The 25574-nt window shown below is 69.7% G+C and carries 25 protein-coding genes; 13 read left to right on the plus strand and 12 right to left on the minus strand.

Annotated features, from left to right (window positions below; translation table 11 throughout):
• Positions 1-44: 44 nt before the first annotated feature.
• Both WA967_RS11395 and WA967_RS11400 read left to right on the plus strand, forming a co-directional pair.
• Positions 45-1151, plus strand: a complete 1107-nt coding sequence (locus WA967_RS11395; RefSeq protein ID WP_424422548.1) for an ABC transporter ATP-binding protein — start codon at positions 45-47, stop codon at positions 1149-1151.
• Positions 1152-1260: 109 nt separating this feature from the next.
• On the plus strand, positions 1261-2568 hold the full coding sequence (locus WA967_RS11400) for a DUF4032 domain-containing protein (protein ID WP_424422551.1): 1308 nt from the start codon (positions 1261-1263) through the stop codon (positions 2566-2568).
• A 64-nt stretch (positions 2569-2632) separates the two neighbouring features.
• Here the strand turns inward: WA967_RS11400 and WA967_RS11405 are convergent, their stop codons facing one another.
• From WA967_RS11405 to WA967_RS11430, 6 genes are all read right to left on the minus strand, one after another.
• On the minus strand, positions 2633-4174 hold the full coding sequence (locus WA967_RS11405) for a VaFE repeat-containing surface-anchored protein (RefSeq protein WP_424422553.1): 1542 nt from the start codon (positions 4172-4174) through the stop codon (positions 2633-2635).
• A gap of 158 nt (positions 4175-4332) precedes the next feature.
• Positions 4333-4971, minus strand: a complete 639-nt coding sequence (locus WA967_RS11410) for an NAD(P)-dependent oxidoreductase (RefSeq protein WP_424422555.1) — start codon at positions 4969-4971, stop codon at positions 4333-4335.
• Between the two features lie 59 nt (positions 4972-5030).
• Positions 5031-6035: a 23S rRNA (guanosine(2251)-2'-O)-methyltransferase RlmB gene (rlmB, locus tag WA967_RS11415; protein ID WP_424422558.1), complete on the minus strand. Its 1005-nt coding sequence runs from the start codon at positions 6033-6035 to the stop codon at positions 5031-5033.
• Positions 6028-7428 (minus strand): cysteine--tRNA ligase, encoded by a 1401-nt coding sequence (gene cysS / locus WA967_RS11420; RefSeq protein WP_424422560.1) that lies wholly within the window; start codon positions 7426-7428, stop codon positions 6028-6030. The genes rlmB and cysS overlap by 8 nt, the downstream gene beginning before the upstream one ends.
• A 48-nt stretch (positions 7429-7476) precedes the next feature.
• Positions 7477-8643, minus strand: a complete 1167-nt coding sequence (gene ispD, locus WA967_RS11425) for a 2-C-methyl-D-erythritol 4-phosphate cytidylyltransferase (protein ID WP_424422563.1) — start codon at positions 8641-8643, stop codon at positions 7477-7479.
• A 102-nt stretch (positions 8644-8745) separates the two neighbouring features.
• Positions 8746-9228: a CarD family transcriptional regulator gene (locus tag WA967_RS11430; RefSeq protein ID WP_337332618.1), complete on the minus strand. Its 483-nt coding sequence runs from the start codon at positions 9226-9228 to the stop codon at positions 8746-8748.
• Between the two features lie 151 nt (positions 9229-9379).
• Between WA967_RS11430 and WA967_RS11435 the strand changes: the two genes are divergently transcribed.
• Positions 9380-9925: a DNA modification methylase gene (locus tag WA967_RS11435; RefSeq protein WP_424422565.1), complete on the plus strand. Its 546-nt coding sequence runs from the start codon at positions 9380-9382 to the stop codon at positions 9923-9925.
• A 73-nt stretch (positions 9926-9998) separates the two neighbouring features.
• On the opposite strand, the gene WA967_RS11440 is transcribed toward WA967_RS11435, so the two are convergent.
• Complete coding sequence (locus WA967_RS11440) at positions 9999-10682, minus strand: response regulator (protein ID WP_424422567.1); 684 nt, start codon at positions 10680-10682, stop codon at positions 9999-10001.
• Positions 10679-11920, minus strand: a complete 1242-nt coding sequence (locus WA967_RS11445; RefSeq protein ID WP_424422570.1) for a sensor histidine kinase — start codon at positions 11918-11920, stop codon at positions 10679-10681. The genes WA967_RS11440 and WA967_RS11445 overlap by 4 nt, the downstream gene beginning before the upstream one ends.
• Before the next feature lie 185 nt (positions 11921-12105).
• On the opposite strand from WA967_RS11445, the gene phoU reads away from it, so the two are divergent.
• Positions 12106-12807: a phosphate signaling complex protein PhoU gene (gene phoU, locus WA967_RS11450; protein ID WP_424422572.1), complete on the plus strand. Its 702-nt coding sequence runs from the start codon at positions 12106-12108 to the stop codon at positions 12805-12807.
• 114 nt (positions 12808-12921) lie between these two features.
• Here the strand turns inward: phoU and WA967_RS11455 are convergent, their stop codons facing one another.
• A complete protein-coding gene (locus WA967_RS11455; RefSeq protein WP_424422574.1) occupies positions 12922-13665 on the minus strand; it encodes a phosphoglyceromutase in 744 nt (247 codons plus the stop codon).
• Between the two features lie 227 nt (positions 13666-13892).
• On the opposite strand from WA967_RS11455, the gene WA967_RS11460 reads away from it, so the two are divergent.
• The gene (locus tag WA967_RS11460; RefSeq protein WP_424422577.1) at positions 13893-14720 is read left to right on the plus strand and encodes a class I SAM-dependent methyltransferase; all 828 of its coding nucleotides are present in this window, start codon (positions 13893-13895) and stop codon (positions 14718-14720) included.
• 158 nt (positions 14721-14878) lie between these two features.
• On the opposite strand, the gene WA967_RS11465 is transcribed toward WA967_RS11460, so the two are convergent.
• From WA967_RS11465 to WA967_RS11475, 3 genes are all read right to left on the minus strand, one after another.
• The gene (locus tag WA967_RS11465; RefSeq protein WP_424422580.1) at positions 14879-15973 is read right to left on the minus strand and encodes a YgfZ/GcvT domain-containing protein; all 1095 of its coding nucleotides are present in this window, start codon (positions 15971-15973) and stop codon (positions 14879-14881) included.
• Between the two features lies 1 nt (position 15974).
• Positions 15975-16583: an FABP family protein gene (locus WA967_RS11470; protein WP_424422582.1), complete on the minus strand. Its 609-nt coding sequence runs from the start codon at positions 16581-16583 to the stop codon at positions 15975-15977.
• A gap of 201 nt (positions 16584-16784) precedes the next feature.
• A complete protein-coding gene (locus tag WA967_RS11475; protein WP_424422585.1) occupies positions 16785-17078 on the minus strand; it encodes a hypothetical protein in 294 nt (97 codons plus the stop codon).
• A 71-nt stretch (positions 17079-17149) separates the two neighbouring features.
• Here WA967_RS11475 and WA967_RS11480 point away from each other — a divergent pair, with 71 nt between their 5' ends.
• From WA967_RS11480 to WA967_RS11515, 8 genes are all read left to right on the plus strand, one after another.
• Positions 17150-17827 carry a winged helix-turn-helix transcriptional regulator gene (locus tag WA967_RS11480; protein ID WP_424422588.1) on the plus strand — a complete coding sequence of 226 codons (678 nt, stop codon included), beginning with the start codon at positions 17150-17152 and terminating at the stop codon, positions 17825-17827.
• Positions 17828-17867: 40 nt separating this feature from the next.
• A complete protein-coding gene (locus WA967_RS11485) occupies positions 17868-20030 on the plus strand; it encodes an RNA degradosome polyphosphate kinase (protein WP_424422591.1) in 2163 nt (720 codons plus the stop codon).
• Positions 20027-20965: an NUDIX hydrolase gene (locus WA967_RS11490; protein ID WP_424422594.1), complete on the plus strand. Its 939-nt coding sequence runs from the start codon at positions 20027-20029 to the stop codon at positions 20963-20965. Before WA967_RS11485 ends, WA967_RS11490 begins: the two co-directional genes overlap by 4 nt.
• A 205-nt stretch (positions 20966-21170) precedes the next feature.
• Complete coding sequence (locus WA967_RS11495) at positions 21171-22280, plus strand: phosphate ABC transporter substrate-binding protein PstS (protein WP_424422597.1); 1110 nt, start codon at positions 21171-21173, stop codon at positions 22278-22280.
• Between the two features lie 103 nt (positions 22281-22383).
• On the plus strand, positions 22384-23319 hold the full coding sequence (gene pstC, locus WA967_RS11500; protein ID WP_424422600.1) for a phosphate ABC transporter permease subunit PstC: 936 nt from the start codon (positions 22384-22386) through the stop codon (positions 23317-23319).
• 1 nt (position 23320) lies between these two features.
• Complete coding sequence (gene pstA / locus WA967_RS11505; protein WP_424422602.1) at positions 23321-24415, plus strand: phosphate ABC transporter permease PstA; 1095 nt, start codon at positions 23321-23323, stop codon at positions 24413-24415.
• Between the two features lie 20 nt (positions 24416-24435).
• Positions 24436-25215: a phosphate ABC transporter ATP-binding protein PstB gene (gene pstB / locus WA967_RS11510; RefSeq protein ID WP_424422604.1), complete on the plus strand. Its 780-nt coding sequence runs from the start codon at positions 24436-24438 to the stop codon at positions 25213-25215.
• A 121-nt stretch (positions 25216-25336) separates the two neighbouring features.
• Positions 25337-25567: a hypothetical protein gene (locus WA967_RS11515; RefSeq protein ID WP_424422607.1), complete on the plus strand. Its 231-nt coding sequence runs from the start codon at positions 25337-25339 to the stop codon at positions 25565-25567.
• Positions 25568-25574 lie beyond the last annotated feature (7 nt).

Below are 25574 nucleotides of genomic sequence, written 5' to 3' on the forward strand. Positions count from 1 at the left end.
CACAACGGATCGTCCGGCACGTACCTGCCGGTGAAGGAGAAACAATGGCAACCGTTACGTTCGACGAGGCCACCCGCATCTACCCGGGCGGCACCCGCCCCGCGGTCGACAAGCTGAACATCGACATCGCCGACGGCGAGTTCCTCGTTCTCGTCGGCCCCTCCGGCTGCGGAAAGTCCACGTCGTTGCGCATGCTGGCCGGCCTCGAAGAGGTCAACGCCGGCCGCATCCTGATCGGCGACCGCGACGTCACCGACGTGCCGCCGAAGGACCGCGACATCGCAATGGTGTTCCAGAACTACGCGCTGTACCCCCACATGACCGTCGCCGAGAACATGGGCTTCGCCCTGAAGATCGCCGGCGTCGGCAAGGAGGAGCGCGCGGCCCGCGTTCTCGAGGCCGCCAAGCTCCTCGACCTCGAGGAGTACCTCAACCGCAAGCCGAAGGCCCTCTCGGGTGGTCAGCGTCAGCGCGTCGCCATGGGCCGCGCCATCGTCCGCCAGCCGCAGGTGTTCCTCATGGACGAGCCGCTGTCGAACCTCGACGCCAAGCTGCGCGTGCAGACCCGCACCCAGATCGCGTCGCTGCAGCGTCGCCTGGGCGTCACCACCGTGTACGTCACGCACGACCAGACCGAGGCTCTGACCATGGGCGACCGCATCGCGGTGCTCAAGGACGGCATCCTCCAGCAGGTCGGCACGCCGCGCGACCTGTACGAGACGCCCAGCAACGTGTTCGTCGCCGGCTTCATCGGCTCCCCCGCCATGAACCTCTTCGAGCTCTCGCTGGCCGAGGGCGGCGTGCAGTTCGGCACCAAGGTCGTCCCGACCGAGGCATCGGCCGTCGCCAAGGCCAAGGGCAGCACTGTCACCGTCGGCATCCGCCCCGAGGACGTCATCGTCAACCCCGAGGACGGCCAGGGCCTGCAGGTCACCGTCGACCTCGTCGAGGAACTCGGCGCCGACGGCTACCTGTACGGCCACAGTGAGATCAATGGCAAGCGCACCGACCTCGTCGCACGCGTCGACGGTCGTCGCCACCCCAACGCCGGCGAGAAGATCACCCTCGCGCCGGTCGCCGGTCACGTGCACCTGTTCGACATCGAGTCGGGCGAGCGCCTCAACGAGAAGCCGATCGTCTCGGCATCCTGATCATCAGGCACTGCGGCGCGGGCCGATCCTCACGGGTCGCCCCGCGCCGCAGTGTTTCCGGCGCGGCGCCCGATGCGGCATCCGCTCCCGATGGCACAGCGGAGGAAGCATGAAGAAGCAGTCACTGCGGATCAGCGCCAGCGAGATCGACCCGGGCCTGCTGTCGCTGCCGTGGCGGATGCCGCTGGGGAAGTGGCCCTCGGAGCGCATCGTCTCGCTCCCCAAGGGCCTCTCACGCCACCTGGTGCGCTTCGCTGATCTGTCCGGCCGCGTCGTGGCCGTGAAGGAGACCACCGAGGAGATGGCCCAGCGCGAGTACGAGATGCTGGGCAGCCTCGCGAAGCTCGATGTGCCGTGCGTGAACCGCGTAGCCGTGATCGCCGGGCGCGTCGACAGCGACGGCAAGCCGCTGCCGGCGGCGCTGGTGACCTCTCATCTGCGCTTCTCGATGCCGTACCGTGCGCTGTTCACCCAGGTACTGCGTCCTGACACCGCCGGGCGCCTGGTCGACGCCCTGGCGCTGCTGATGGTGCGACTGCACAACGTGGGGTTCTACTGGGGGGACGTGTCGCTGTCGAACACGCTGTTCCGCCGCGACGCCGGCGCCTTCGCAGCGTACCTGGTGGATGCCGAGACCGGCGAACTGCACGAGGAGGGCCTGACCACGGGCCAGCGCGAGTACGACCTGGAACTGGCCCGTACCAACATCGCCGGCGAGATCATGGACCTCGCCGCAGGCGGACGCCTGGAGCACGGCGTGGATGCGCTGGAGATCGCCGACGGCATCGTCTCGTCGTACCGCTCGCTGTGGAACGCGCTCACCGACGAGGAGTCGTTCGACGTCGATGAGGCATGGCGCATCACCGAGCGGGTGCAGAAGCTCAACGACCTCGGCTTCGACATCGATGAGATGTCGATGGTGACGACCGAGGACGGCACCTCCGTGCGCATCCAGCCGAAAGTGGTGGATGCCGGGCACCATCAGCGCCGGCTGATCCGGCTGACCGGGCTGGACGTCGAGGAGAACCAGGCCCGCCGCCTGCTGAACGACCTGGACGAGTTCCGCGCCCGTTCCAAGAAGGATCTGGGCGACGAGGAGATCTACGCGCACGAGTGGCTCACGCGCGTGTTCGAGCCCGTGGTGCGCGCCATCCCCTACGACCTGCGCGCCAAGCTGGAGCCCGCCGAGGTGTACCACCAGGTGCTGGAGCACCGGTGGTACCTCTCGCAGGCGCAGGGCCGCTCCGTGCCGCTGGCGGAGGTGCTGACCAGCTACATCAACGACGTGCTGCGGCACCGCCGCGACGAGGCGACCATCATGGGCCCGCCCACCGAGACGATGAGTCTGCCCGTGATCACCGGAGCGGTGGGCGTGTCCGATGACACCGCCGCGATCGACTGGCGCGACCTGGTCTGAGAGGGTTCCGACGGAGGCGGTCGGCCGCTGACGGCCGACAGCCTCCGATACGCGAGACGGATGGTCAGCGCGCGACGGCCGCGCGATGACGCGTCCACAGCAGTGCCGCGCCGGACAGGAGCGCGAGGACGCCCAGGCCCGCGAGTCCGAGAGGAAGGTCCCCGCCCGTATGGGCCAGGGTTCCGACGGCGTCCGCAGCGATCCTCACGTTGCTCGTGTCGTCGTGATCGTTCGTTCCGCTGCCCGCGCTCGCCGGTTGCTGGTCCACCACCACGGTCTGCGCAGCATCGGCGATATCCGTGTGCTCCGCCACAGGTGAGCCCGTTGCCGCGGCACCCGAGTACAGATGCTCGAACGCCACCAGCGTCTGGCCGGCGTGTCCGGCGGGGACGGTGAAGGTCACGATCACCGTGCCCTCCGACGACGCCGGAGTGAAGGTGGTCGAGCCCGTGATCCCGGTCGGCGTCGCATCCGCCTTGCGCATCAGCTCGCCGGAGACGGTGTACTGCTGTCCGGCCGTGAGGCCGGTGTACGCGACCGTGTCGACGAGCGTGCCTCCGCTCCACGCCAGGACGTGATCCTGATCCGCACTGTCCACCAGGGTCGTGGCGAGGGTCGGCGTCGTCGCGACAGGCGCGGCCTGCCAGGTGCCGTCGGTGGACGCCGAAGTCGTGGCGGTCGCTGCGGCCACGAGGATCATCGACTGCGCATGCGAGTCCACGGTGGCCGTCTCTCCGTCCACCAGCGGGGTGGAGATCACGAGGCCGGTCCCCGAGGCGCCCGCCACGGTCGCCATGATGGTGGCTGCACCCGCGGTCGTCTGGTCGCGCAGATCCAGGTACAGCTGCTGGCCATCCACGACCGCGTCGACGTCGACGGGTGCACCGGTCGCGTCGGTGATCGCATTCGCCGAGGTGGTCGTGACACGCGCGGTCGCCTGATTCGTGGATACGGTGAACGGACCGTAGAGCGTGCCCGCGGTCCCCGCACTCGTCGGCGCGGCGACCGAGACGGCGATCGATGCGGCTGCCGGCGGTGGTGTTGCGGCGGTGTCGGCGTTGGCGCCCGCGAGCAGATACCAGTACGTGCTCTCCGAGTTCGGACTCACCCATTCGGCCCAGTCGGCGTCGTAGCCCACGTCGGTGTACCGCCAGATCGCGTACTGCGTGGCCTGCGTGGCTTCCTCCACCGTGAGGCTCGGTACGCCGGCGTCATCGGCGAGCTCGGTCAGGCCGATGGCCGGGTAGGAGTGGGAGATCACCCAGGCGACCTTCGCCTGCACGACGGGATCTGCATAGAGGTTGCTGCCGAGGAAGCTCGACGGATCCCCGAGGATGGCGCTCGCGTTCGGCCTGGCATCGACCTGATGCTCGATGCAGTAGGCGCCGAAGTCCGCGATCCCCGGGTTCTGCGGATCCGAGGGAGCCTGAAGATACACGTCGTGATAACCGGCGCCGGCGTATCCCGCGTTCGCGCCGACCCAGACCGCCGCTCCCGGCTGCGCTTCAGCGGCAGCGGCGGCTGCGGCGGGCACGACCGTCGCCACGACCACTGCCAGCACTGCTGCGGCACGCTTCCAGCGTGTTGCGATCGATGAACTTCCCATGCGCACATCCCCTCCTGACCGGTCGGCCATCCGTGTGGCGGCACGACGACTCCCGATGAGGGCGCTCGCATGACCTGGAACGCCCCCCTAGGTGAAGAGACGCGGGTACCCTCGATCCATTACGCGCTCTGATGATACTCGCCCCAGGGGCGCAGAACTCAGTACCCGACGGCGAAGCGGTCGCGGCGGTGCTGGGGCGCCTCGATCTCATCGATGACGGCGATCGCGAAGTCCGCCCCCGAGATCGTGGAGCTGCCGTCGGCTGCGCGCACGAGCACGTCGCCGCCGTCGCGGTAGGAGCCGGTGCGCTCGCCCTCGGCCCACGGACCGAAGACCTCGGCAGGGTGGATGAAGAACCAGTCCAGATCATCCGTGCCCTGGAGCAGCTCGAGCGAGTCGATGCCGACCTGCGCCTCGTGCTTGTACTCCTCGGGGAAGCCCGTATCGAACAGTCGGGGACCACCCGGTGCGACCAGGCTTCCTCCAGCACCGCCGACCACGCCGAGTCGCGTCGTCGTGCCCGACAGCTTCTCGATCAGGCCGCGGAGCGCGTCGAGCACCTTGTCGGTCATGTCGCCGCGCGGCGAGAGAGACGACACCACGGCATCCGCCCGGTCGAACACGTCGCCGAGCGAGTCCAGGTCGAGAACGGATCCCTGCACGTACTGCACGCCGTCGACGAGAGCGTCGGGGGCGTTCCGCGAGATCACGACGACCTCGTTGCCGCGTGCCGCCGCCTCACGGGCGATGTGCGCGCCGGCGTAGCCGGTTCCTCCGATGACGACGATGCGAGCCATGTGCGTTCCTTCCGGTTCTGCGGGTGAGTCCGTCAGGAACAAGGCTGGACCGCTGGGACTTATTCCCGCTGGCTGCGAACCGTGGACACCTGGTACAGCGCGACGGATGCCGCAATCCCGGCGTTCAGCGATTCGGTGGCCGCCGAGATCGGGATCGACACGATCTGGTCGCAGGTCTCCGCGACCAGGCGCGAGAGGCCCTTGCCCTCGGACCCGATCACGATCACCACGGGACGATCGGCGAGCTGCAGCTCCGGCAGCATGACATCCCCGTGGCCGTCCATACCCAGCACGAACACGCCCTGCTTCTTGAACTCCTTCAGCAGCGAGGTCAGGTTGGAGGCCAGCGCGACGGGCAGACGCGCGGCGGCGCCGGCGCTGGTCTTCCACGCCGCGGAGTTGACGCTCGCGGAGCGGCGCTGCGGCAGGATGATGCCGTGCCCGCCGAACGCGGCCGTGGAGCGGATGATGGCGCCGAGATTGCGCGGGTCGGTGATGCCGTCCAGCGCCACGAACAGCGGAGTCTCGCCGCGGTCGATCACCTTCTCCAGCAGATCCTGCGGGTGCGCGTACTCGTACGGCGGCACCTTCAGCGCGACGCCCTGGTGAACGCCGTCGAAACCGGCCATGCGGTCCAGCTCCTGGCGGGTGACCTCCATCATGGGTATCTCGCGGTGCCGCACGATGGCCAGCATCTCCTTGACGCGGTCGTCCATCTCCACGCGCTGGGCGATGTAGAACGCCGTCGCCGGGATCTTGGTGCGCAGTGCCTCGAGCACGGAATTGCGCCCGGTGACGGTCTCGGTGTCGTCGGAGGACTTCGAGCCGCGCGCGGACCTGTTCATGTTCGACTGCGACCGCGAACCACCGGGCCGGCCCTTGCCGCCGGCTGCGGCATAGCGATCCTGGGCGGCCTTGCGCTTGCCGGCGACGTGCCAGCTGCGGTCCTCCGCCTTCGGCGTGGGGCCACGACCCTCGAGCGCCTTGCGGCCGAGGCCGCCGGTGCCCTTCGAGGCGCCCTTCTTCTTGCTGTTGCCCGCTCCGGGGCGGCCAGGCTTAGCCATCGATACTCCAATGCGTTCCGTCCGGAGTGTCCTCCAGAGTGATTCCCGCTGCGGCGATCGCATCGCGGATGCGATCTGCCCCGGCCCAGTCCTTGTCAGCGCGCGCCTGCGAGCGCTGGTCGATCATCGTCTGCACGAGCGCGTCCAGAGCGGATGCTGCCGCATCGGCGTCCCCGCCCACGCCTGCCCCCGGGATCTCGTCGATGCCGAGCACGGCCGTCATGGCAGTCACCTCGGCGAGCGCCTGGCGCGCGCCGTGCGCATCACCGCGGTCCAGCGCGGCGTTGCCCGCACGCACGGTCTCATGCAGCACGGCCAGTGCCTGCGGCACGCCCAGATCGTCGTCCATCGCGGCGGCGAAGGCCTCCGGCACGGCACCCGCACCGAGGTCGTCGCCCGAGCGCTGCGCGCGCTCCACGAACCCGCGAATGCGGCCGAGCGCCGCCTCCGCCTCCGCCAGCGTCGACTCGCCGAGGTCCAGACTCGAGCGGTAGTGCGCGGCGGCCAGCGCGTAGCGCGCCACCAGCGGATCCACGCCCTCGAGGAAGTCGGATGCCAGGGTGAAGTTGCCCAGCGACTTGGACATCTTCTGCCCGCCGACGGTCACGAGACCGTTGTGCACCCAGTACCGTGCGAAGCCGTCTCCGGCGGCGGTGGACTGGGCGAGCTCATTCTCGTGGTGCGGGAAGCGCAGGTCGAGGCCGCCGCCGTGGATGTCGAACTCCGCGCCGAGATAGCGCTTGGACATGGCCGAGCACTCGAGATGCCAGCCGGGGCGCCCGGCGCCCCAGGGCGACGGCCACACCGCATCCGCAGGCTCGTCGGCCTTGGCGCCCTTCCACAGGGCGAAGTCCTGCGGGTTGCGCTTGCCGCGCGGATCCGCGTCGGCAGCCGGCTCCATGGCATCGACGCCCTGATGCGTGAGCGACCCGTAATCGGGCCAGGAGCGCACGTCGAAGTACACATCGCCCGAGCCGTCGGGTGCCGCGTAGGCGTGTCCGCGCTCGACGAGCTCGGCGATCAGCGCGTGCATCTGCGGGATGAACCCGGTCGCGCGCGGCTCGTAGGTGGGGGGAAGGATGCCGACGGCGGCATACGCCGCGGTGAACTCCTTCTCCATCCGGTACGCCAACGCCCACCACGGCTCGGCGTCGGTGGCGTTCGCGAGGATCTTGTCGTCGATGTCGGTGACGTTGCGCACGAAGGTCACGCGCCCGAAGCGGTGCGCCAGCCAGCGGCGCAGGATGTCGAAGCTCAGCGCAGCGCGGACGTGCCCGATGTGCGGGCCGGACTGCACGGTGGGTCCGCAGACGTACATCGTCACGTTCGAGGAATCGAGCGGAACGAAGTCGCGCAGCAGCTGTGCGCGGGTGTCATACAGGCGGATCGTCACTGCACAAGACTACCGGGGCGACGTCCGGCGTGCCTGGCAGTTGCGCGCTCAGCCCTGCGGCAGCAGCAGCGCGACGGCGGTGACCGCGATGCCCTCGCCGCGGCCGGGGAATCCCAGTCCGTCGGTGGTGGTCGCCGAGACCGAGACGGATGCCCCGCCCAGGGCCTGCGAGAGGGCCAGCTCGGCCTCGACGCGACGGGCGGAGAAGCGCGGGCGGTTGCCCTGGAACTGCACGGACACATTGCCGATCGTGAAGCCGGCATCCGCCAGCATCCGCGCGGTTCGACCCAGGAACACAGGGGCGTGCGCGTCGGCGTACTCGGGGTGCGCGGTGCCGAAGTGCGCTCCGATGTCGCCGAGGCCCGCCGCGCCCAGCAGGGCGTCGACGATCGCGTGCGCGACGGCGTCTCCGTCGGAGTGCCCCGACAGCGGCTGCTCGCCGGGCCACTCCAGGCCCGCCAGCCACAGATTCCCCTCGCCGCCGAAAGCGTGCACGTCGGTGCCGATTCCGATCCTCGGCACCCCGGGCGCAGGCGCCAGCAGCGTGCGCGCGCGCTGCAGATCCGCGGGGGTGGTGATCTTGAACGCGCGCTCTGAGCCGGGAATGCTGCGCACCTCTCCCCCGGCCGCGGCGAACAGCGCAGCGTCGTCAGTGTGCTCGTCCGCCGCCGCGAGCGCCCGCGCGTACGCCGCGTCCAATGCCTGACGAGGGAATCCCTGAGGCGTCTGGGCCGCCGCCAGCACGGAGCGGTCCACCGCCGCGACGACGGCATCGCCGTCCACGCGCTTGAGCGTGTCCACGACCGGCAGCACGGGGAGGATTCCCGCATCCGTCACCGCATCCGCGACAGCGTCGATCTGGGCCGGAGGGGTGAGAGCGCGGGCGGCATCGTGCACGAGCACGGTGCGGATGCCGGCATCCAGCGCCGCAAGTCCCGCCGCGACCGACAGCTGCCTGGTCGCACCGCCGGTGACCACGCGCGCGGAAGGAGCGCGGTCCCCGGCGGCATCCACGACCTCGGCCAGCACGTTCTGCTCGTGCCCGGCCGGGGCGACCACGATCACCTGCATGGGCGCTGCGGCGAACACGCCGTCCAGCGCGTGCCGCAGCACCGACCGGCCGTCCAGATCGACGAGCGCCTTGGGGATGCCGGCACCGAGCCTCGTGCCGGATCCGGCGGCGACGACGATGATCGCTGTGGTGGATGCTGTCACGTTCTCACGGTACCGTGCAGCCCCGAGGGCCCGCAGACGCGAATGAGGGCGGATGCCGCAGCATCCGCCCTCATTCGAAATCCGGCCTGGAACGCGGTGCGCTCAGGAGGCGAGCACCTCGTCGAGCAGCTCGCCGGCCTTGTCCTCGTCGATCTTCTCAGCGAGCGCGAGCTCGGAGACGAGGATCTGGCGGGCCTTCGCCAGCATCCGCTTCTCACCGGCCGACAGTCCGCGATCCTGATCGCGGCGCCACAGGTCGCGGACGACCTCGCTGACCTTGATGACGTCCCCCGACGCCAGCTTCTCGAGGTTCGCCTTGTAGCGGCGCGACCAGTTGGTCGGCTCCTCGGTGAAGGGGGCGCGCAGCACCTCGAAGACGTGGTCGAGCCCTTCCTGGCCGATGACGTCGCGAACGCCGACCAGGTCGACATTCTCAGCGGGCACCTCGATGATGAGGTCTCCCTGCGTGACGTTCAGCTTCAGATACTTCTTCGTCTCCCCCTTGATCACGCGGTCCTTGACCTCGATGATCGTCGCAGCCCCGTGGTGCGGATAGACGACGGTTTCGCCAACCTCAAAAAGCATAAAAACGTGTCCTTTCGGCAATCTCCAGAATACCACAGGAGTTATGCACTAAGGTTCGCGCCGACGCGCCCCCGCTGCGGTCTCCGTCCCGTGAGAGCACCCCGAACCCACTACACTTGAGCAGGACACCCGTCGCATATCAGGAGGATCCGTGAACTCGCGCTCTGCTGCGTCCATCGCTCCGCGTCTCATCGCCGCCGTCGCGCTCGGCGCAGCCGTCATGCTCGGCACTGCGGGCTGCACGTTCATGACCCCGCAGGACACCGCGCACATCTCCGCGGTCAGCGACGGCGTGAACGTCCCTTCGACGGGCGGCCCCGTGGTCGTGCGCAACGCGCTGGTCGTCGCCACCGACGACGGCTCGGACGGCAACCTCGTCGCAGCCCTCATCAACGAGAGCGACAAGGGGGCGTCCGTCTCCATCGACGTCAAGGGCCACCAGTTCACCGTGCGCGTCCCGGCCGGCGAGCGCGTCAGCCTCGGCGCCGACGAGGAGCCGCTGCTCATCGAGGGCCTGGACGTCAAGCCCGGCGCCACGGTCGAGGTGCTGTTCCAGTCCGGCGGCGACGACGCCGAACCCGTGAAGATCCCCGTGCTCGACGGCACCGAGCCGTTCTACAAGGACCTGGTGCCCTCGCCGAAGCCGACTCTCGAGCCCACCAGCACGCCGACTCCCACTGCGACGCCCGCGTCCTGAGAGGACTCCAGACTCCACGGCAAGAGGCCGGCCCGCAGGGACCGGCCTCTTCCGCATTCCGGGGCGAAGCCCCTCAGGCCTCGAAGCGGTACCCCAGCCCGCGCACCGTCACCAGCATCACGGGGTGGCCGGGGTCCTTCTCGATGCGGGAGCGGATGCGCTTGATGTGCACGTCCAGCGTCTTGGTGTCGCCGAAGTAGTCGCTCCCCCACACCCGGTCGATGAGCTGACCGCGGGTGAGCACGCGGCCGGCGTTGCGCATGAGCACCTCGAGCAGTTCGAACTCCTTCAACGGGATGCTGATCTCGCCGCCGTCGACCGACACGGCGTGCCGGTCGATGTCCAGCCGCACCCGTCCGCTGCTCAGCACGCGCTCATCCAACTCGGCCTCCGCCTGCGCCGCACGGCGCAGCACGGCGCGCATGCGCGCCAACAGCTCACGCGATGAGTAGGGCTTGGTGATGTAATCGTCGGCGCCCAGCTCCAGCCCCACGACGATGTCCACCTCGGAGTCCTTCGCTGTGAGCATGATGATGGGGACGGAGGAGGTCTGCCGCACCTGGCGGCACACCTCGGTGCCCGGCATGCCGGGCAGCATCAGATCGAGCAGGATGATGTCGGCGCCGCGCTCGCGGAACGCCGCGAGCGCCCCCGGCCCGTCCTCGCCGATCTCCACCTCGTACCCCTCTCGGCGCAGCAGATACGCCAGCGGGTCGGCCAGGTCGGGCTCATCCTCGACGAGCAGGATGCGGGTCATGCGGTGTCTCCGTTCCCGGCGGCGTCACGGCGCGCGCCATCCCTGCGGGTGCGCGCGCCGGCCGCCTTCTTCCCGTGCTTCTTCTTGCGCCTCTTGGAGGCCTTGCCACCGGCATCCGGCGCGTCGATCCGGGGCAGGCGCATGGTGAACGTCGATCCTTTGCCGGGACGCGACCACAGCAGCACCTCGCCGCCGTGGCGCTGGGTGGCGTGCTTGACGATCGAGAGGCCGAGTCCGGTGCCGCCGGTGCCGCGCGAGCGCGCCTCGTCGGCACGGTAGAACCGCTCGAAGATGCGGTCGCGATCGGTCTTGGAGATGCCGATGCCCTGGTCGGCGACGGCGATCTCGACGACGTCGCCGTCGAGCTTCACGCCCACGCCCACGCGCGATCCGCGCGGCGAGTAGGCGATCGCGTTGGCCAGCAGGTTGCCCACCGCCTCGACGAGCACCTGGGACTCGCCACGCACCCATGCTCCGCGGTCGCCGCCCCGGGTGAGTTCGACACCGGCGGAGTCGGCCTGCACGGCATGCGCCTCGACGGATGCGCGGACGACCTCGTCGATGGAGACCGGCTCCGCCTGGGCCATGCCCTCGGCGGCCTGCAGCCGGGACAGGCTCATGATGCGGCTCGTGAGCTCGGCCAGCCGCTCGGCCTCGGCCGTGATGCGGCCGGCGAACCTGCGCACCTGGTCGGGGTCGTCGGCGGCGGACTCGATGGCCTCGGCCAGCAGGCTCACCGACGCGACCGGCGTCTTCAGCTCGTGACTGGTGTTGGAGACGAAGTCCGTGCGCATCTGGTCGAGGCGCTCACGCTCGGTGACGTCGCGGATGATGAGCAGAGTCAGCCGCGGGCCGACGACGCTGGCTCGCGCGGAGACCATGCGGGGGTCCAGCGTGGCGCGGGAGGTGATGCGCAGCGCCTCGGTCGAGCTGACGCCGCGATCCCGCACGCCGCGCACCAGTCTGCGCAGCTCGGGGTTCTCGAGCACCGTGCCGACGCTGATGTCGAAGCGCGCGGCGGCGCGGGTCGCCGCGACCACCAGACCGGATGCCGACAGCACCGCCGCGGCGTCGTCCATGCCCTCCAGCACCTGGGTCATGCCCGCGGGGATCGCGGCGGAGGTCTCCTGCACGGACTGCGCGCGCACGCGGTACGCCCAGGTCACCAGCATCACCACGCCCGCGCCGATGACGACGCCGATGGCGAGCGCGAACAGCGCGAGCTGGGGTGCGGGCATGCCTCCAGCGTAGGGGCACACCGGGCGCGCATCCGCCGTTCAGTGCGGCTTCATACCCCGGTGAGGGGAGTATTCGCGATCGAGACACCATTCGTTAACCTTCGACGGCGATGATCGAGCCCGGCTCGCGTCCGCGCGTGCCCGTGCGGCATCCATGCCCGCCCCTGACGAAAGGTTGCGCCGACATGCGCGAAGTCTTCCACCAGTCCCTCGAGGAGCTGCAGTCCCGCCTGGCGCAGATCGCGGACCTCGTCTCGGATGCGATCGAGAAGGCCACCACGGCGTTCGCGTCCAGCGACGTCGCGCTGGCCGAGGAGGTCATCGCGAACGACGCCCTGATCGACGAGCTCGCGGTGGCGCTGGACGAGCAGGCCATCGAGATCCTCGCCCGCCAGCAGCCCGTGGCCCGCGACCTGCGCATCGTCATCACGGCGCTGCGCGTGAGCGCGTCGCTGGAGCGCATGGGCGACATGGCCGAGCACATCGCCCAGCTGGCCCGTCTGCGCTTCCCCGAGCGCGCGATCCCCAAGGGCCTGAAGGGCACGTTCCGCCGCATGGGCGAACTGGACGTCGAGATCGCCCGCACCCTCGCGCAGCTGCTGCTCACGCAGGACCTGCGCTTCGCCGACGCCATCCGCAACGCCGACGACGACGTGGACGAGCTGCACGCCAACGTGTTCGAGAAGGTGCTCAGCGACAATTGGAAGGGCGAGGCCACCGCGACCGTCGACGCCACGCTGGCCAGCCGCTATCACGAGCGCTTCGCCGATCACGCCGTCGCCGTCGCGAAGAAGGTCGTCTATCTCGCCACCGGCGACTGGGCCGTGGACGAGGACGACATCGCGCAAGCCGCCCTGGCCGCCGATACCCAGTCTCCGGAGGCCTGACCCTCCCTCGCAGAGACCCCTGCCTCTCGCCGAGGCCCCTACTCATCACCGAGACCCCTGCTTGCAGCTGCCCGCAGGTAGGGGTCTCGGCGCGAAGTGGGGGTGTCGGCGCGTCTACTTCTTGCCCTGCGCGGCGACCGCGGCGGCGCCGGCCGCGGCGGCCTCGGGGTCGAGGTAGCGGCCGGGGCCGGTGGGCGCGTTGTTCTCGTCGAGCTGGTACACCAGCGGGATGCCGGTGGGGATGTTCAGGCTCGCGATGTCCTCGTCGCTGATGCCCTCGAGGTGCTTGACCAGGCCGCGCAGCGAATTGCCGTGCGCAGTGACCAGCACCGTCTTCCCCGCCTCGAGGTCGGGGACGATCGCGGACTCCCAGTACGGCAGCAGGCGGTCGATCACGAGCTTGAGCGACTCGGTGCGCGGGATCTCGCCGTCGATGCCCGCGTAGCGCGGATCGTTCACCTGGCTGAACTCGCTGGCGTCGTCCAGCAGGGGCGGCGGCACGTCGAACGAGCGACGCCACAGCATGAACTGCTCCTGGCCGAACTCCTCCAGCGTCTGCGCCTTGTCCTTGCCCTGCAGCGCGCCGTAGTGCCGCTCGTTCAGGCGCCAGGAGCGGGTCACCGGGATCCACAGCCGATCGGCCGCATCCAGCGCGATGTTCGCCGTCTGGATCGCGCGGCTGAGCACCGAGGTGTGCAGCACGTCGGGCAGGATGCCGGACTCGGCCAGCAGCTCGCCGCCGCGGCGCGCCTCGGCCTTGCCCTGCTCGGTCAGGCGGACATCGACCCAGCCCGTGAAGAGGTTGAGGTGGTTCCATTCGCTCTGGCCGTGGCGGAGCAGGATCAGGGTTCGAGTCATGATTCTCAGCCTAGCTTTTCCGATTCCGTGGGTCGGGCTCCGTGACTCTGGACGGGGCGGGCTGCGCGACCTTCCCTTCGCTCGCAGAGCGGGTGCCCCTCCCGCTTCGCGGGTCCCTCCCCGATGCTCGCTCCGGGAAGGTCACTTCGCCCTCAGCTCCGTGTGCTGGTTCGACTATCCGGGGGATGACTCGGCACTCTGGTGGGGGTGTGGGGAAGAATGGGGGTATGGGAGCAGCGGGACCGGTCGGACAGCCCACGCGGGGGACGACCGGGACGAACCGGCTGCGGAGGAACGACCGGTGGATCGCAGCATCCGAGGCGTTCCGGACGGCATCCGATCCGCTCGTGATCGACCTGGGGTTCGGCGCCAGCGGAGTCACCGCGTTCGAGCTCGCGCAGCGGCTGCGGCGGAAGAGAGCGGATGCCGAGGTGATCGGCCTCGAGCTGGATCCCGCGCGCGTGGCCACGGCGCAGACGCAGCTCGAGGAGGTGCGCGCCGGTCGCACGCCCTTCGCGGCCGACCTGTCGGTGTCGTTCGCCCGCGGCGGGTTCGAGGTGCCGCTCCCGGGCGCACGCCGGCCGGCGATCATCCGCGCCATGAACGTGCTGCGGCAGTACGACGAGTCCGATGTCGCCGACGCGTGGATGCGCGTGGCCTCGCGCCTCGCGCCGGGCGGACTGCTGATCGAGGGCACCTGCAACGAGATCGGTCGCGTGGCCAGCTGGGTCGACGTGCCGCCCGGCGGCGTGCCCGTGCGATTCACCATCGCCCTGCGGCTGGCCGACCTCGAGCATCCGAGTGTCGTCGCCGAACGCCTGCCCAAGGCTCTCATCCACCGCAACGTCCCCGGCGAGCGCGTCCACGACCTTCTCGTCGCGCTGGATCGCGAGTGGGACCACGCAGCCCCGCTCTCCACGTTCGGTCCGGTGCAGCGCTGGCTGGCCACGGTCGCAGCCCTCAAGGCGCAGGGCATCCCCGTGCAGGGCTCCAAGTCCCGCTGGCGCCTGGGCGAGCTGACAGTCCCCTGGACGACAGTCGCCCCCGCATCCTGAACGCACGCGTAGCGAGTCGCTGGTGAACGCAGGACTGCGCGGTGGTCCAGCGGGCGACGCGTTGCACGTCGGCGGTCCGTCACCGGCCGACCCTTCGACAGGCTCAGGGGGCCGGGCCGGGAGCCCCGGTCATGGAGGCCAGGACTCAGAACGCGCGCTCAGTTCGAGTGGCGGGGGTCCTCGGCGGTGGGGCGTCGGGACAGGCGCGTCAGGCGGGGGACGTCGGCGGTGGCACCGGCATCCGCCGGGACGATCACCTGCTGAGCGGCCGAGATGTCTCCGCCCTCGGTGCGCACGATCAGGTCGCCGACAGGCGCACGGCGTGACAGGATCGCCAGCGCGATCGGGCCGTCCTCGTAGTGCATGGCCACCGAGGTCACGTGACCGACCTCGGCATCGCCCGCGAACACGAGGTCGCCTGCGACAGGCAGGATGACATCGCTGCCGTCCAGCGACAGCGCGGCCAGGCGGCGCGGCGGATGCCCGAGATTGTGCACCTTCGCGACCGTCTCCTGCCCGCGGTAGCAACCCTTGTTCAGGTGCACTGCGGTGCGGATCCAGTCGGATTCGTGCGGGATGCTGCGCTCGTCCACCTCGTGCGACCAGCGCGGACGCCAGGCCGCCACGCGCAGCGCCTCGGCGGCGAGCGCACCGGCGAACGGCCCGGTGAGTCGAGAGGCGTCGTCGAGCACCGCGATGCTCCAGGCGTAGTCCGCGGCGGGATGTCCGTCGGAGAGCGAGTACTGGTGTCCGCCGGGCTGGATCTCGCGCCACGGGTCGCGCCAGATGAGCGGCACATCGTGCGGAGCGGATGCCGTGATGCGGCCCTCGGCATCGCCCCCGGCGAAGAATCCGACCAGACGGGCGTCCTCGTGCACGGTGACGGCGACGCGGGAGCGGAAGACCATGCGCTTCAGCCAGGCCACCAGCGGCTCGGCATCACCCGCATCCGCGAACAGCCATGCGGATGCGCCGTCCTCGAGCACCCCTGCGGCGTGCTCGACGTGCCCCTGCGGGTCGAGGATCAGCAGTTCGGTGCTCTCGCCCGCGCGCAACCGCGTGAGCGCCTGCGAGGTGAACGAGTTCAGCCAGGTCAGCCGGTCCTCGCCGGCGACCTCGATGAGCACGCGGTCGCCCAGCGGCGCGAGTGCCGCGCCCGAGACCAGGGCACGCTGCTCGACGAGCGGGTTGCCGAAGTGCATGAAGAGGTCGCCGTCGCGGATGCCCCCTGCAAGCGAGCCGAACGCGGACATCTCAGACCCTCGCCAGACGCGCGGAGGCGTGCGACTTCAGCTTCTCGCCGAGCGCGGTGATGTCCCAGGCCCACAGCAGATGCCCGTCCACCAGTCCGTACATGCGGCTGGCGGCACTGTACTGCCGGTGCGCAGCACCGGCAGGGCGCACCACGGCATCCGTCGCGATGTCGATGCGCGGGCCGGCGATGCGCCCCAGGTACAGCTCGAGCGTGCCGTCGGAGTGAGCGACCGACACCTCGATCGGGAAGCCGTCGTCGGTGCGCAGCGCCTCGACGTCGTCCACCGTGCGCACCGGGCCTGCGGCCACCGGCGGCAGCAGAGCAGGGCCGGGGTCGGCATCGGTGCGCAGGCGCGCAAGGCGCCAGAAGCCGGTCTCCGCCAGCAGCTGCACCGGCTCGTCCGCACCCCCCTCGCCGAGGAAGGATGCCGTGGCGGCATAGTTCAGGAACGGCCCGCCGTCATGGCTGAAGCTGACGCGGTGCGAGAACTCGCCCTGGAAGCGCTGCTCACCCGCAGAGTACTCGATGACACCGGTGCCCTCCCAGACCCCCAGCAACCACGACAGCGGCGCGAGGTCGGCGGGAAGATCGGTCGGGAGGTCGATCACGACAGAGGTCTGATCAGCGCTGGCCGCGGAACAGGTTGACGAGCACGACGCCGGCGACGAAGGCGATCGCAAGGCTCGCCAGTCCCAGCAGACCGAGGAAGAAGAATTCGAGCGCGACGGGATCCATGCCCTCCACTCTAGTCGGTCGCGGCACCGGATGCTCGCGCCGCACAGGCCGGCGACTGAGGCCGGCGACCGCTCTCAGACGACCGCGGCCAGGGCCGACAGGCCGAACACGCCCGAGACGATCCCCATCACGATCAGCGCGCCCACGACGCTCCCCGCCACCCGGACGATGAAGCCCTGCGCCCGGCCGTACGCCAGCTGCACGCCGAACGCCAGCAGCACCACGAGCCCGAACGCGATCACGAGCCAGGTCATGCGCTCGCCCTCGGGCAGCACGATCCCCACCGCGACGGACACGGCCAGCGACACGATCCACACGGCGATCACGCCGTGGAACGCGTTGCGCGGTGCGAGGGCCGGTTCCGACATGCCCCCATCGTACTGATCCTGCCCGGCGACTCGAAGTGAGACGTCCGGGAGCCGCGAAGTAAGCTCGACCCGTGGCCCAGCTGCTCGCGCTCAGCTCCGCACCCGACGCGGAGGCGATGCTGCCCGCGCTCGGACTGCTCGCGCACGGCGTCCGCCGGCATCCGTCCGACCCCGGCCACCTGATGGCCCTGCCCGACGCCGACGTCATCCTCGTCGATGCGAGAGCGGACCTGGTCGCCGCCCGTGCGGCCTGCCGGCTGCTCCACACCGCGGCCGTCGAGGCACCGGTGCTGCTGGTGGTCACCGAGGGCGGCCTCAGCGCGGTGTCCGCCGACTGGGGCTTCGACGACGTGATCCTCGCGGGTGCCGGCCCCGCCGAGATCGACGCGCGGCTGCGCCTGGTGCTGGCTCGAGCAGCGGATGCCGAGCCCACCCGCGTGCAGGCTTCCGGGATCACCATCGACGAGCAGTCCTACTCCGCCAAGCTGCACGGACGCCCGCTGGACCTGACCTACAAGGAGTTCCAGCTGCTGCACTTCCTGGCCACCCACCCGTCCCGGGTGTTCACCCGCGAGCAGCTGCTGAGCGATGTCTGGGGGTACGACTACTTCGGGGGCACCCGAACGGTCGACGTGCACGTGCGGCGGCTGCGCGCCAAGCTCGGCGACGCGGAGCAGATCATCGGCACCGTGCGCAACGTGGGCTACCGGTTCAATCTTCACGACGAGGACCACCGGCAGGACGACTGAGTCCACCCGTCCGCAACCCGCGGGTGCAAAGATGTACCCCATGATGGACACCGATCTTGCCGACGCCGGGCTCGGGGATGCCGAGGACGATGACTTCGATGCGCACGAGGTGCCGGATGCCGAACTGCCCGACCACCGCTATCACGACCGCGAGCTGAGCTGGCTGGCGTTCAACCAGCGCGTGCTGGAGCTGGCCGAGGATCCATCGCTGCCGGAGCTGGAACGGGCGAACTTCCTGGCCATCTTCGCCAGCAACCTCGACGAGTTCTTCATGGTGCGCGTCGCGGGCCTCAAGCGCCGCATCCTCACCGGCCTCGCCGTCCCCACCAATGTCGGCCGGGCGCCGGCCGACGTGCTCTCCGACATCTCCGCCGAGGCGCACGCACTGCAGCTGCGCCACGCCGACGTGTGGACGAACCAGGTCAAGCCCGCGCTGGCGGATGCCGGGATCGAGATCACCGAATGGGGGGATCTGACGGATGCCGAGCGGGATGCCCTCGGCGAGTACTTCCAGGCGCAGGTGTTCCCGGTGCTCATGCCGCTGGCCGTGGACCCGGCGCATCCGTTCCCGTACATCTCGGGCCTGTCGCTGAACCTCGCCATCCGCATCCGCAACGCCCGCACCGGGCGGCAGGACTTCGCGCGCCTGAAGGTACCGCCGATGCTTCCGCGCTTCGTGGAGGTGCCGGGCCGGGGCGAGATCCTGCGCTTCATCCGGCTCGAGGAGCTCATCGCCAACCACCTCGACGACCTGTTCCCCGGCATGGAGGTGCTCGACCACCACGCCTTCCGCCTCACCCGCAACGAGGACGTGGAGATCGAGGAGGATGAGTCCGAGAACCTCATCCAGGCGCTGGAGGCCGAGCTGCTGCGCCGCCGGTTCGGCCCGCCGATCCGGCTGGAGATCACCGACGACATGGACGACGTGACGCTCGAGCTGCTTATCAAGGAGCTCGACATCACCGACCAGGAGGTCTACCGGCTCCCCGGTCCCCTCGACCTGCGCGGGCTGTTCGGCCTGGCCCGCGTCGACCGGCCCGACCTGCGCTACCCGCCGCATCTGCCCACCACCGCGGTGGCATTCCAGCCCGGCGACAGCAATGAGCGCGCTGACGTGTTCACCTCGATCCGCCGCGCCGACGTGCTGGTGCACCACCCCTACGAGTCGTTCGCCACCAGCGTGCAGGCGTTCCTGGATCAGGCCGCTCGCGACCCGCAGGTGCTGGCCATCAAGCTCACCCTCTACCGCACCTCGGGCGACAGCCCCATCGTGCAGGCGCTCATCGACGCCGCCGAGGCGGGCAAGCAGGTGCTGGCGCTGGTGGAGGTGAAGGCGCGGTTCGACGAGGCCAACAACATCGTGTGGGCGCGCAAGCTCGAGAAGGCCGGCGTGCACGTGGTGTACGGCCTGGTCGGGCTGAAGACGCACTGCAAGCTGGCGCTGGTCATCCGCGAGGAGGACGGCGTGCTGCGCAGCTACTCGCACGTGGGAACAGGCAACTACAACCCCAAGACCAGCCGCATCTACGAGGACTTCGGGCTGTTCACCGCCGACCCCCAGGTGGGCAGGGACCTCACCCGCCTGTTCAACGAACTCAGCGGCTACGCCATCGAGAAGAAGTTCAAGCGGCTGCTGGTGGCTCCCCGATACTTGCGCAAGGGCCTGCTCCGGCTCATCGAGCAGGAGCGCCGCAACGCTGTGGAGGGCAAGCCCGCCCGGGTGCGCATCAAGGTCAACTCGATGGTCGACGAGCAGATCATCGACGCGCTGTACCGCGCGAGCATGGCGGGTGTGAAGGTGGAGGTGTGGGTGCGCGGCATCTGCAGCCTGCGCGGCGACCTGCCCGGCGTCAGCGACAACATCACGGTGCGCAGCATCCTGGGCCGATACCTGGAGCACTCCCGCATCTTCGCGTTCGACAATGACGGCGACCCGATCGTGTACATCGGCAGCGCTGACATGATGCACCGCAACCTGGATCGGCGCGTCGAGGCGCTGGTGCGGCTCTCGTCGCCGGACCACATCCAGGAGCTGCACGCACTGTTCGACCTGGCGATGGACCCCGGGACGAACTCGTGGCACCTCACCGGGGACGGCGTGTGGGCGCGGAATGCGGATGCCGGCGGTGAGCCGCTCGTCGACCTGCAGGATCGCACGATGACAGCCGTCCAGGGCCGCCGACGCAAGCGCACGGTTCGATGACCGACACCGCGGTCTTCGCGGCCGGCGCCGTGGTGTGGCGCATCGTCGAGGACAAGCTGCGCATCCTGCTGATCCACCGCACCAAGTACCGCGACGTCACCCTGCCCAAGGGCAAGGTCGACCCCGGCGAGATGCTCGCTCAGACCGCGGTGCGCGAGGTGCACGAGGAGACCGGCATCAAGGTGCACCTGGGCGTGCCGGTGGGCGTGAGCAGGTACTGGATGCGCCCCAAGAGGCAGAAGGTCGTGCACTACTGGGCCGCGGAGGCGACGGATGCCGCCATCCGGGCCTCCAGCTTCGTGCCCAACAGCGAGATCTCCGGCGTCGAATGGGTGAGCCTGAAGAAGGCCCGCTCGCACCTGAGCTACCCCGTCGACGTCGAGATCATCGACAACTTCGCCCGCCTGGTCGAGGACGGCGTGCTGCGCACCTTCCCGCTGATCGCGCTGCGGCACGGCAAGGCCGTCGCCCGCTCGGACTGGGAGGGCTCGGATGCCACCCGTCCACTCACCGATCGCGGCCAGCGCCAGGCATCCGCCATCGTCGCGCCGCTGCGCGCGTTCGGAGTGAAGCGCATCGTCTCCAGCGACGCGGTGCGCTGCCTGCAGACCGTGGCTCCGCTGGGCCGCAAGCTCGGGCATCCGGTCAAGGTCACCGCGAAGATCAGCCAGGACGCCTGGGAGGAGGGCACCGGCGACATTCGCGCGGTCGTGGGTCGACGCGTGCGCGCGCGCAAGCCGGCCGTGCTGTGCAGCCACGGCCCTGTGCTGCCGGGCATCCTCTCCGAGCTGGCGCTGGCCACGGGCACCATGCACGGCTCCTACGTCGACAGTGCCAGCAGCCTGGAGGTCGCCGCCTTCTCGGTGGTGCACCTGTCGGCCACCAATCCGGGCTCCGGGATCATCTCGATCGAGACTCACACGCCCAAGGTCTGACGCGTCGACGGGCTCAGCGCCCCGGACAGGTGGGTCCCTGAGCCCGTCGCTTGTACTGAGCGAGCGCCAGCGAGTCGAAGTGAAGGGCGGAGACCTGTTCACCTTCCGTTCACCTGAGAGCGAGAGTCCCGTTAGCCGGGGCTCCTAACGTCACTGTGTGCCCTGCACCGGGCAAGACACCGTCCCTCGACCGAACGGATCCACAGTGAAGATCTCCCGCATCGCTCGCATCGGCGCCATCGGCGTCGTCGCCGCCATCGCTCTCGCGGGCTGCGCCGCGAACGAGACCAGCTCTCCCGCGGGCTCGGACAAGCCGCCCGCCGGCCCCGAGCTGAGCGGCAACCTCATCGGCGGAGGCGCCACCTCTCAGGAGGTCGCCATCGCCGCCTGGACCAAGGCGTTCCAGGGCGTCAACTCGGGCGTGACCGTCGACTACGACCCGCAGGGCTCCGGCGCCGGCCGCGAGTCCTTCGCCGCCGGCGGATTCGCCTTCGCCGGCTCGGACCGTGCGTTCAAGACCGACGAGCTCAGCTCGATGACCTTCAAGACCTGCGCCGCCGACTCCCCCATCATCGAGATCCCCGCCTACATCTCGCCGATCGCCATCATCTTCAACCTCGACGGCGTCGACAAGCTGAACCTGGATGCCGACACCCTGGCGGGCATCTTCGCCGGCACCATCACGAACTGGAACGACGCGAAGATCGCCGCCACCAACGAGGGCGTCAAGCTCCCCGACCTGGCGATCAACCCGGTGCACCGCGCCGACAAGTCCGGAACCACCGGCAACTTCACCGACTACCTCTCCGCCGCCGCCTCGTCCGTGTGGACGCACGGCTCCGTGGAGGAGTGGCCGACCCAGTCCGGTGAGGCCGCGCAGGGCACCTCCGGCGTCGTCCAGGCCGTCGAGGGCGGCAAGGGCACCATCGGCTACGCCGACGCCTCGCGCGCCGGGAAGCTCGGCACCGTATCGGTGAAGGTCGGCGACACCTTCGTGCCGTACTCCCCCGGGGCCGCCGCTGCCATCGTGGAGCACTCTCCGCTGGAGACGCGGGACGGCAAGGGCGACCTGGCCGTCGAGCTCGACCGCACCAGCACGAAGGACGGCGTGTACCCGGTCGTCCTGGTCAGCTACCTGATCGGCTGCGAGACCTACGCCGACCCGGCCCAGGCGGCGCTCGTGAAGGGCTTCTTCAACGAGGCCATCAGCCCTGAGGGCCAGAAGGCCGCCGCCGAGGCCGCCGGCAGCGCGCCGATCTCGGACAGCATCCGCACCAAGGCTCAGGCCGCCATCGACCTGATCGTCACGAAGTGACCTCGCGGCGGGTCGACGGTGCGCTCGCGCCGTCGACCCGCCGTCCGCTCGTCGCACACCACCGCACGGCACCCACCACCCAGAAGAGCGAGGACACCGCCAGATGACCACCACCGCCGCCGCACCGGCCGCTGCGAAGCAGCGACCGGGCGATCGCTGGTTCTCCGGGGCCGCGCTCTCCGCGGGCACGATGATCCTGGTGACGCTCGCCGCCGTCGCCGTCTTCCTCGTCGTCCAGTCCATCCCCGGCATCACGGCGACGGGCCAGGACGCCTCGATCCTCGAGACCGGCTTCTGGGCGTACGTCGGACCGCTGGCCTTCGGCACCGTGTGGGCCGCAGCCATCGCGCTGCTGATCGCGATCCCGCTGTCCATCGCCGTGGCTCTGTTCATCTCGCATTACGCACCGCGCAGGCTCGCCCAGGGCCTCGGCTACATCGTCGACCTGCTGGCCGCCGTCCCCTCGGTGGTGTTCGGCATCTGGGGCATCGCCGTGCTGGCGCCCGCGGCCCTGCCGATCTACACCTGGATGACCCAGCACCTGAACTGGATCCCGCTGTTCGACGGGAACCCCTCCGGCCGCAACATCCTCACCGCCGCGATCGTGCTGGCGGTGATGGTGCTGCCGATCATCACCGCCATCTGCCGCGAGGTCTTCCTGCAGACGCCGCCGCTGCACGAGGAGGCCGCCCTCGCCCTCGGCGCCACGCGCTGGGAGATGATCCGCATGGCCGTCCTGCCGTTCGCCCGCGGCGGCATCGTCTCCGCCGCCATGCTGGGCCTGGGGCGCGCGCTCGGCGAGACCATGGCCGTGGCCATGGTGCTCTCGGCATCCGGCGGCGTGACCTGGCGCCTGCTGACCGCGCAGAACCCCAACACGATCCCGGCGAACATCGCGCAGACCTTCCCCGAGGCGTACGGGCTGAACATCAACGTGCTCATCGCCACCGGTCTCATCCTCTTCGTCGTCACATTCGCCGTGAACGCGCTCGCCCGCTGGATCGTCAGCCGGCGCAGGGAATTCTCGGGAGCCAACTGACATGACCATCATCGAGAACGCCCCTGCTCCCGCACAGCTCGCACCCATCGCCCTCAACATCACCAGCGGCCGCCTGCCCCGCTGGTTCCCGTGGGCGCTGCTGGGCGCATCCGTCGCCGCATCGGCCGCCGTGTTCGGCGTGATCGCCGCCGGCGGCGGAGGATTCAACATCGCGGGCGCCCTCATCGTCGGCATCCTGCTGTTCCTCGTGCTGATCGGCACGATCTCCACGGTCGTCGAGGGGCGCCGCAAGGCCACCGACCGCGTCGTGACGGCCCTGGTGTCGATCGCCTTCGGCATCGCCATGATCCCGCTGATCTCGGTGGCTTGGACCGCGCTGCAGAACGGCGTCGCAGGCCTGAACGCCGAGTTCTTCTCCAGTTCGATGCGCAACGTGGTCGGCGAGGGCGGCGGTGCGCTGCACGCCATCATGGGCACGGTGCTGATCACGCTGGCGGCGGCTGTCATCAGCATCCCGATCGGCCTGCTGACCTCGATCTACCTCGTCGAGTACGGCCGGGGGAAGCTGGCGCAGGGCATCACCTTCCTGGTGGACGTGATGACCGGCATCCCATCCATCGTCGCCGGCCTGTTCATCTACGCGCTGTTCGCGCTGCTGGTCGGCCCGGGCGTGCGGATGGGGCTGATGGGCGCGCTGTCGCTGGCCGTGCTGATGATCCCCGTGGTCGTGCGCTCCAGCGAGGAGATGCTGCGACTGGTGCCCAATGAGCTGCGCGAGGCCTCGTACGCGCTGGGCGTGCCGAAGTGGCTGACCATCCTGAAAGTGGTGCTCCCGACCTCGATGGCGGGTATCGTGACCGGCGTGACGCTGGCCATCGCGCGCGTGATCGGCGAGACCGCACCGCTGCTGGTCACCGCCGGGTTCACGGCATCCATGAACTACAGCCTGACCGACGGGCGGATGATGTCGCTGCCCGTGTTCGTGTACACGCAGTACATGAACCAGGGCATCCCCGCCGAGGCGTACGTCAACCGCGCCTGGGCGGCCGCGCTCGTCCTCATCCTGATCGTCATGGTCCTCAACCTCCTCGCGCGATTCGTCGCCTCCCGCTTCTCTCCGGCCAAGAGCCGCTGAGCGTCACCCGAAGGAACATCGTGTCCAAGAGCATCGAAGTCAACGACCTCAACGTCTACTACGGCGACTTCCTCGCCGTCGAGGGCGTCTCCCTCGACATCCAGCCCCGCAGCGTGACGGCCTTCATCGGCCCGTCGGGATGCGGAAAGTCCACCTTCCTGCGCACGCTGAACCGCATGCACGAGGTCATCCCCGGTGCACGCGTGGAGGGCGAGGTGCTGCTGGACGGCAACGACCTGTACGCCCCGGGCGTGGATCCGGTGCTGGTGCGCCGGCAGGTGGGCATGGTGTTCCAGCGCCCGAACCCGTTCCCGACGATGTCCATCAAGGAGAACGTGCTGGCGGGAGTGAAGCTCAACAACAAGCGCATGTCGCGCTCTGACGAGGATGCCCTGGTCGAGCGCTCGCTGATCGGCGCGAACCTGTGGAACGAGGTCAGGGACCGCCTCGACAAGCCCGGCTCGGGTCTGTCCGGCGGCCAGCAGCAGCGTCTGTGCATCGCCCGCGCGATCGCCGTCTCCCCCGACGTCATCCTGATGGACGAGCCGTGCTCGGCGCTGGACCCGATCTCGACGTTCGCGATCGAGGAGCTCATCCAGGAGCTGAAGAACGACTACACGGTCGTCATCGTCACGCACAACATGCAGCAGGCGTCGCGCGTCTCGGACAGGACGGCGTTCTTCAACATCGCCGGCACCGGAAAGCCCGGCAAGCTCATCGAGTTCGACGACACCACGACCATCTTCACCAGCCCGTCCGTGCAGGCCACCGAGGATTACGTCTCCGGCCGCTTTGGGTGATGCTGGGCCCGGTGCCCGGATGCCACCGCCCTCCATGCCGCCAAGCACGGCGGTACCGTAGCGTGCACCGAGGCCGGACGGATGCGGGGACTCTGGACGCGGCGTCGGCGAGGGGGACTTCGTGATCGGCGACCGGCTGATCATCGAGGCCGACGGCATGCAGAACCACGACGACCGCGCGGCGGATCCGGACGGACCATCGCTGCGTCACACGGATCTGCAGCGGGATGCCCGCGCCGCGGCCCTCGGGCACGAGACGCTGCGCTTCGACCACGCGATCATCATCCACCACTGGGGTGTCGTCGAGGCGGCGGTCCTCGCCCGGGTCGCGACAGGCCCGCGTCTGGCGTGAGGGCACC

The organism is Microbacterium sp. (assembly GCF_049650565.1).
In the GTDB taxonomy this organism is placed as follows: Bacteria; Actinomycetota; Actinomycetes; order Actinomycetales; family Microbacteriaceae; genus Microbacterium.

Bases quoted from the DNA above. Each gene is read 5' to 3' on its own strand.
- WA967_RS11445 (WP_424422570.1), bottom strand. From the start codon at position 11,920: ATGCCCGCACCCCAGCTCGCGCTGTTCGCGCTCGCCATCGGCGTCGTC.
- WA967_RS11440 (WP_424422567.1), bottom strand. From the start codon at position 10,682: ATGACCCGCATCCTGCTCGTCGAGGATGAGCCCGACCTGGCCGACCCG.
- pstA (WP_424422602.1), top strand. From the start codon at position 23,321: ATGACCATCATCGAGAACGCCCCTGCTCCCGCACAGCTCGCACCCATC.
- WA967_RS11490 (WP_424422594.1), top strand. From the start codon at position 20,027: ATGACCGACACCGCGGTCTTCGCGGCCGGCGCCGTGGTGTGGCGCATC.
- WA967_RS11455 (WP_424422574.1), bottom strand. From the start codon at position 13,665: ATGACTCGAACCCTGATCCTGCTCCGCCACGGCCAGAGCGAATGGAAC.
- WA967_RS11395 (WP_424422548.1), top strand. From the start codon at position 45: ATGGCAACCGTTACGTTCGACGAGGCCACCCGCATCTACCCGGGCGGC.
- rlmB (WP_424422558.1), bottom strand. From the start codon at position 6,035: ATGGCTAAGCCTGGCCGCCCCGGAGCGGGCAACAGCAAGAAGAAGGGC.
- WA967_RS11465 (WP_424422580.1), bottom strand. From the start codon at position 15,973: ATGTCCGCGTTCGGCTCGCTTGCAGGGGGCATCCGCGACGGCGACCTC.
- WA967_RS11430 (WP_337332618.1), bottom strand. From the start codon at position 9,228: ATGCTTTTTGAGGTTGGCGAAACCGTCGTCTATCCGCACCACGGGGCT.
- WA967_RS11475 (WP_424422585.1), bottom strand. From the start codon at position 17,078: ATGTCGGAACCGGCCCTCGCACCGCGCAACGCGTTCCACGGCGTGATC.
- pstC (WP_424422600.1), top strand. From the start codon at position 22,384: ATGACCACCACCGCCGCCGCACCGGCCGCTGCGAAGCAGCGACCGGGC.
- WA967_RS11410 (WP_424422555.1), bottom strand. From the start codon at position 4,971: ATGGCTCGCATCGTCGTCATCGGAGGAACCGGCTACGCCGGCGCGCAC.
- phoU (WP_424422572.1), top strand. From the start codon at position 12,106: ATGCGCGAAGTCTTCCACCAGTCCCTCGAGGAGCTGCAGTCCCGCCTG.
- WA967_RS11460 (WP_424422577.1), top strand. From the start codon at position 13,893: ATGGGAGCAGCGGGACCGGTCGGACAGCCCACGCGGGGGACGACCGGG.
- WA967_RS11400 (WP_424422551.1), top strand. From the start codon at position 1,261: ATGAAGAAGCAGTCACTGCGGATCAGCGCCAGCGAGATCGACCCGGGC.
- WA967_RS11485 (WP_424422591.1), top strand. From the start codon at position 17,868: ATGATGGACACCGATCTTGCCGACGCCGGGCTCGGGGATGCCGAGGAC.
- WA967_RS11405 (WP_424422553.1), bottom strand. From the start codon at position 4,174: ATGGGAAGTTCATCGATCGCAACACGCTGGAAGCGTGCCGCAGCAGTG.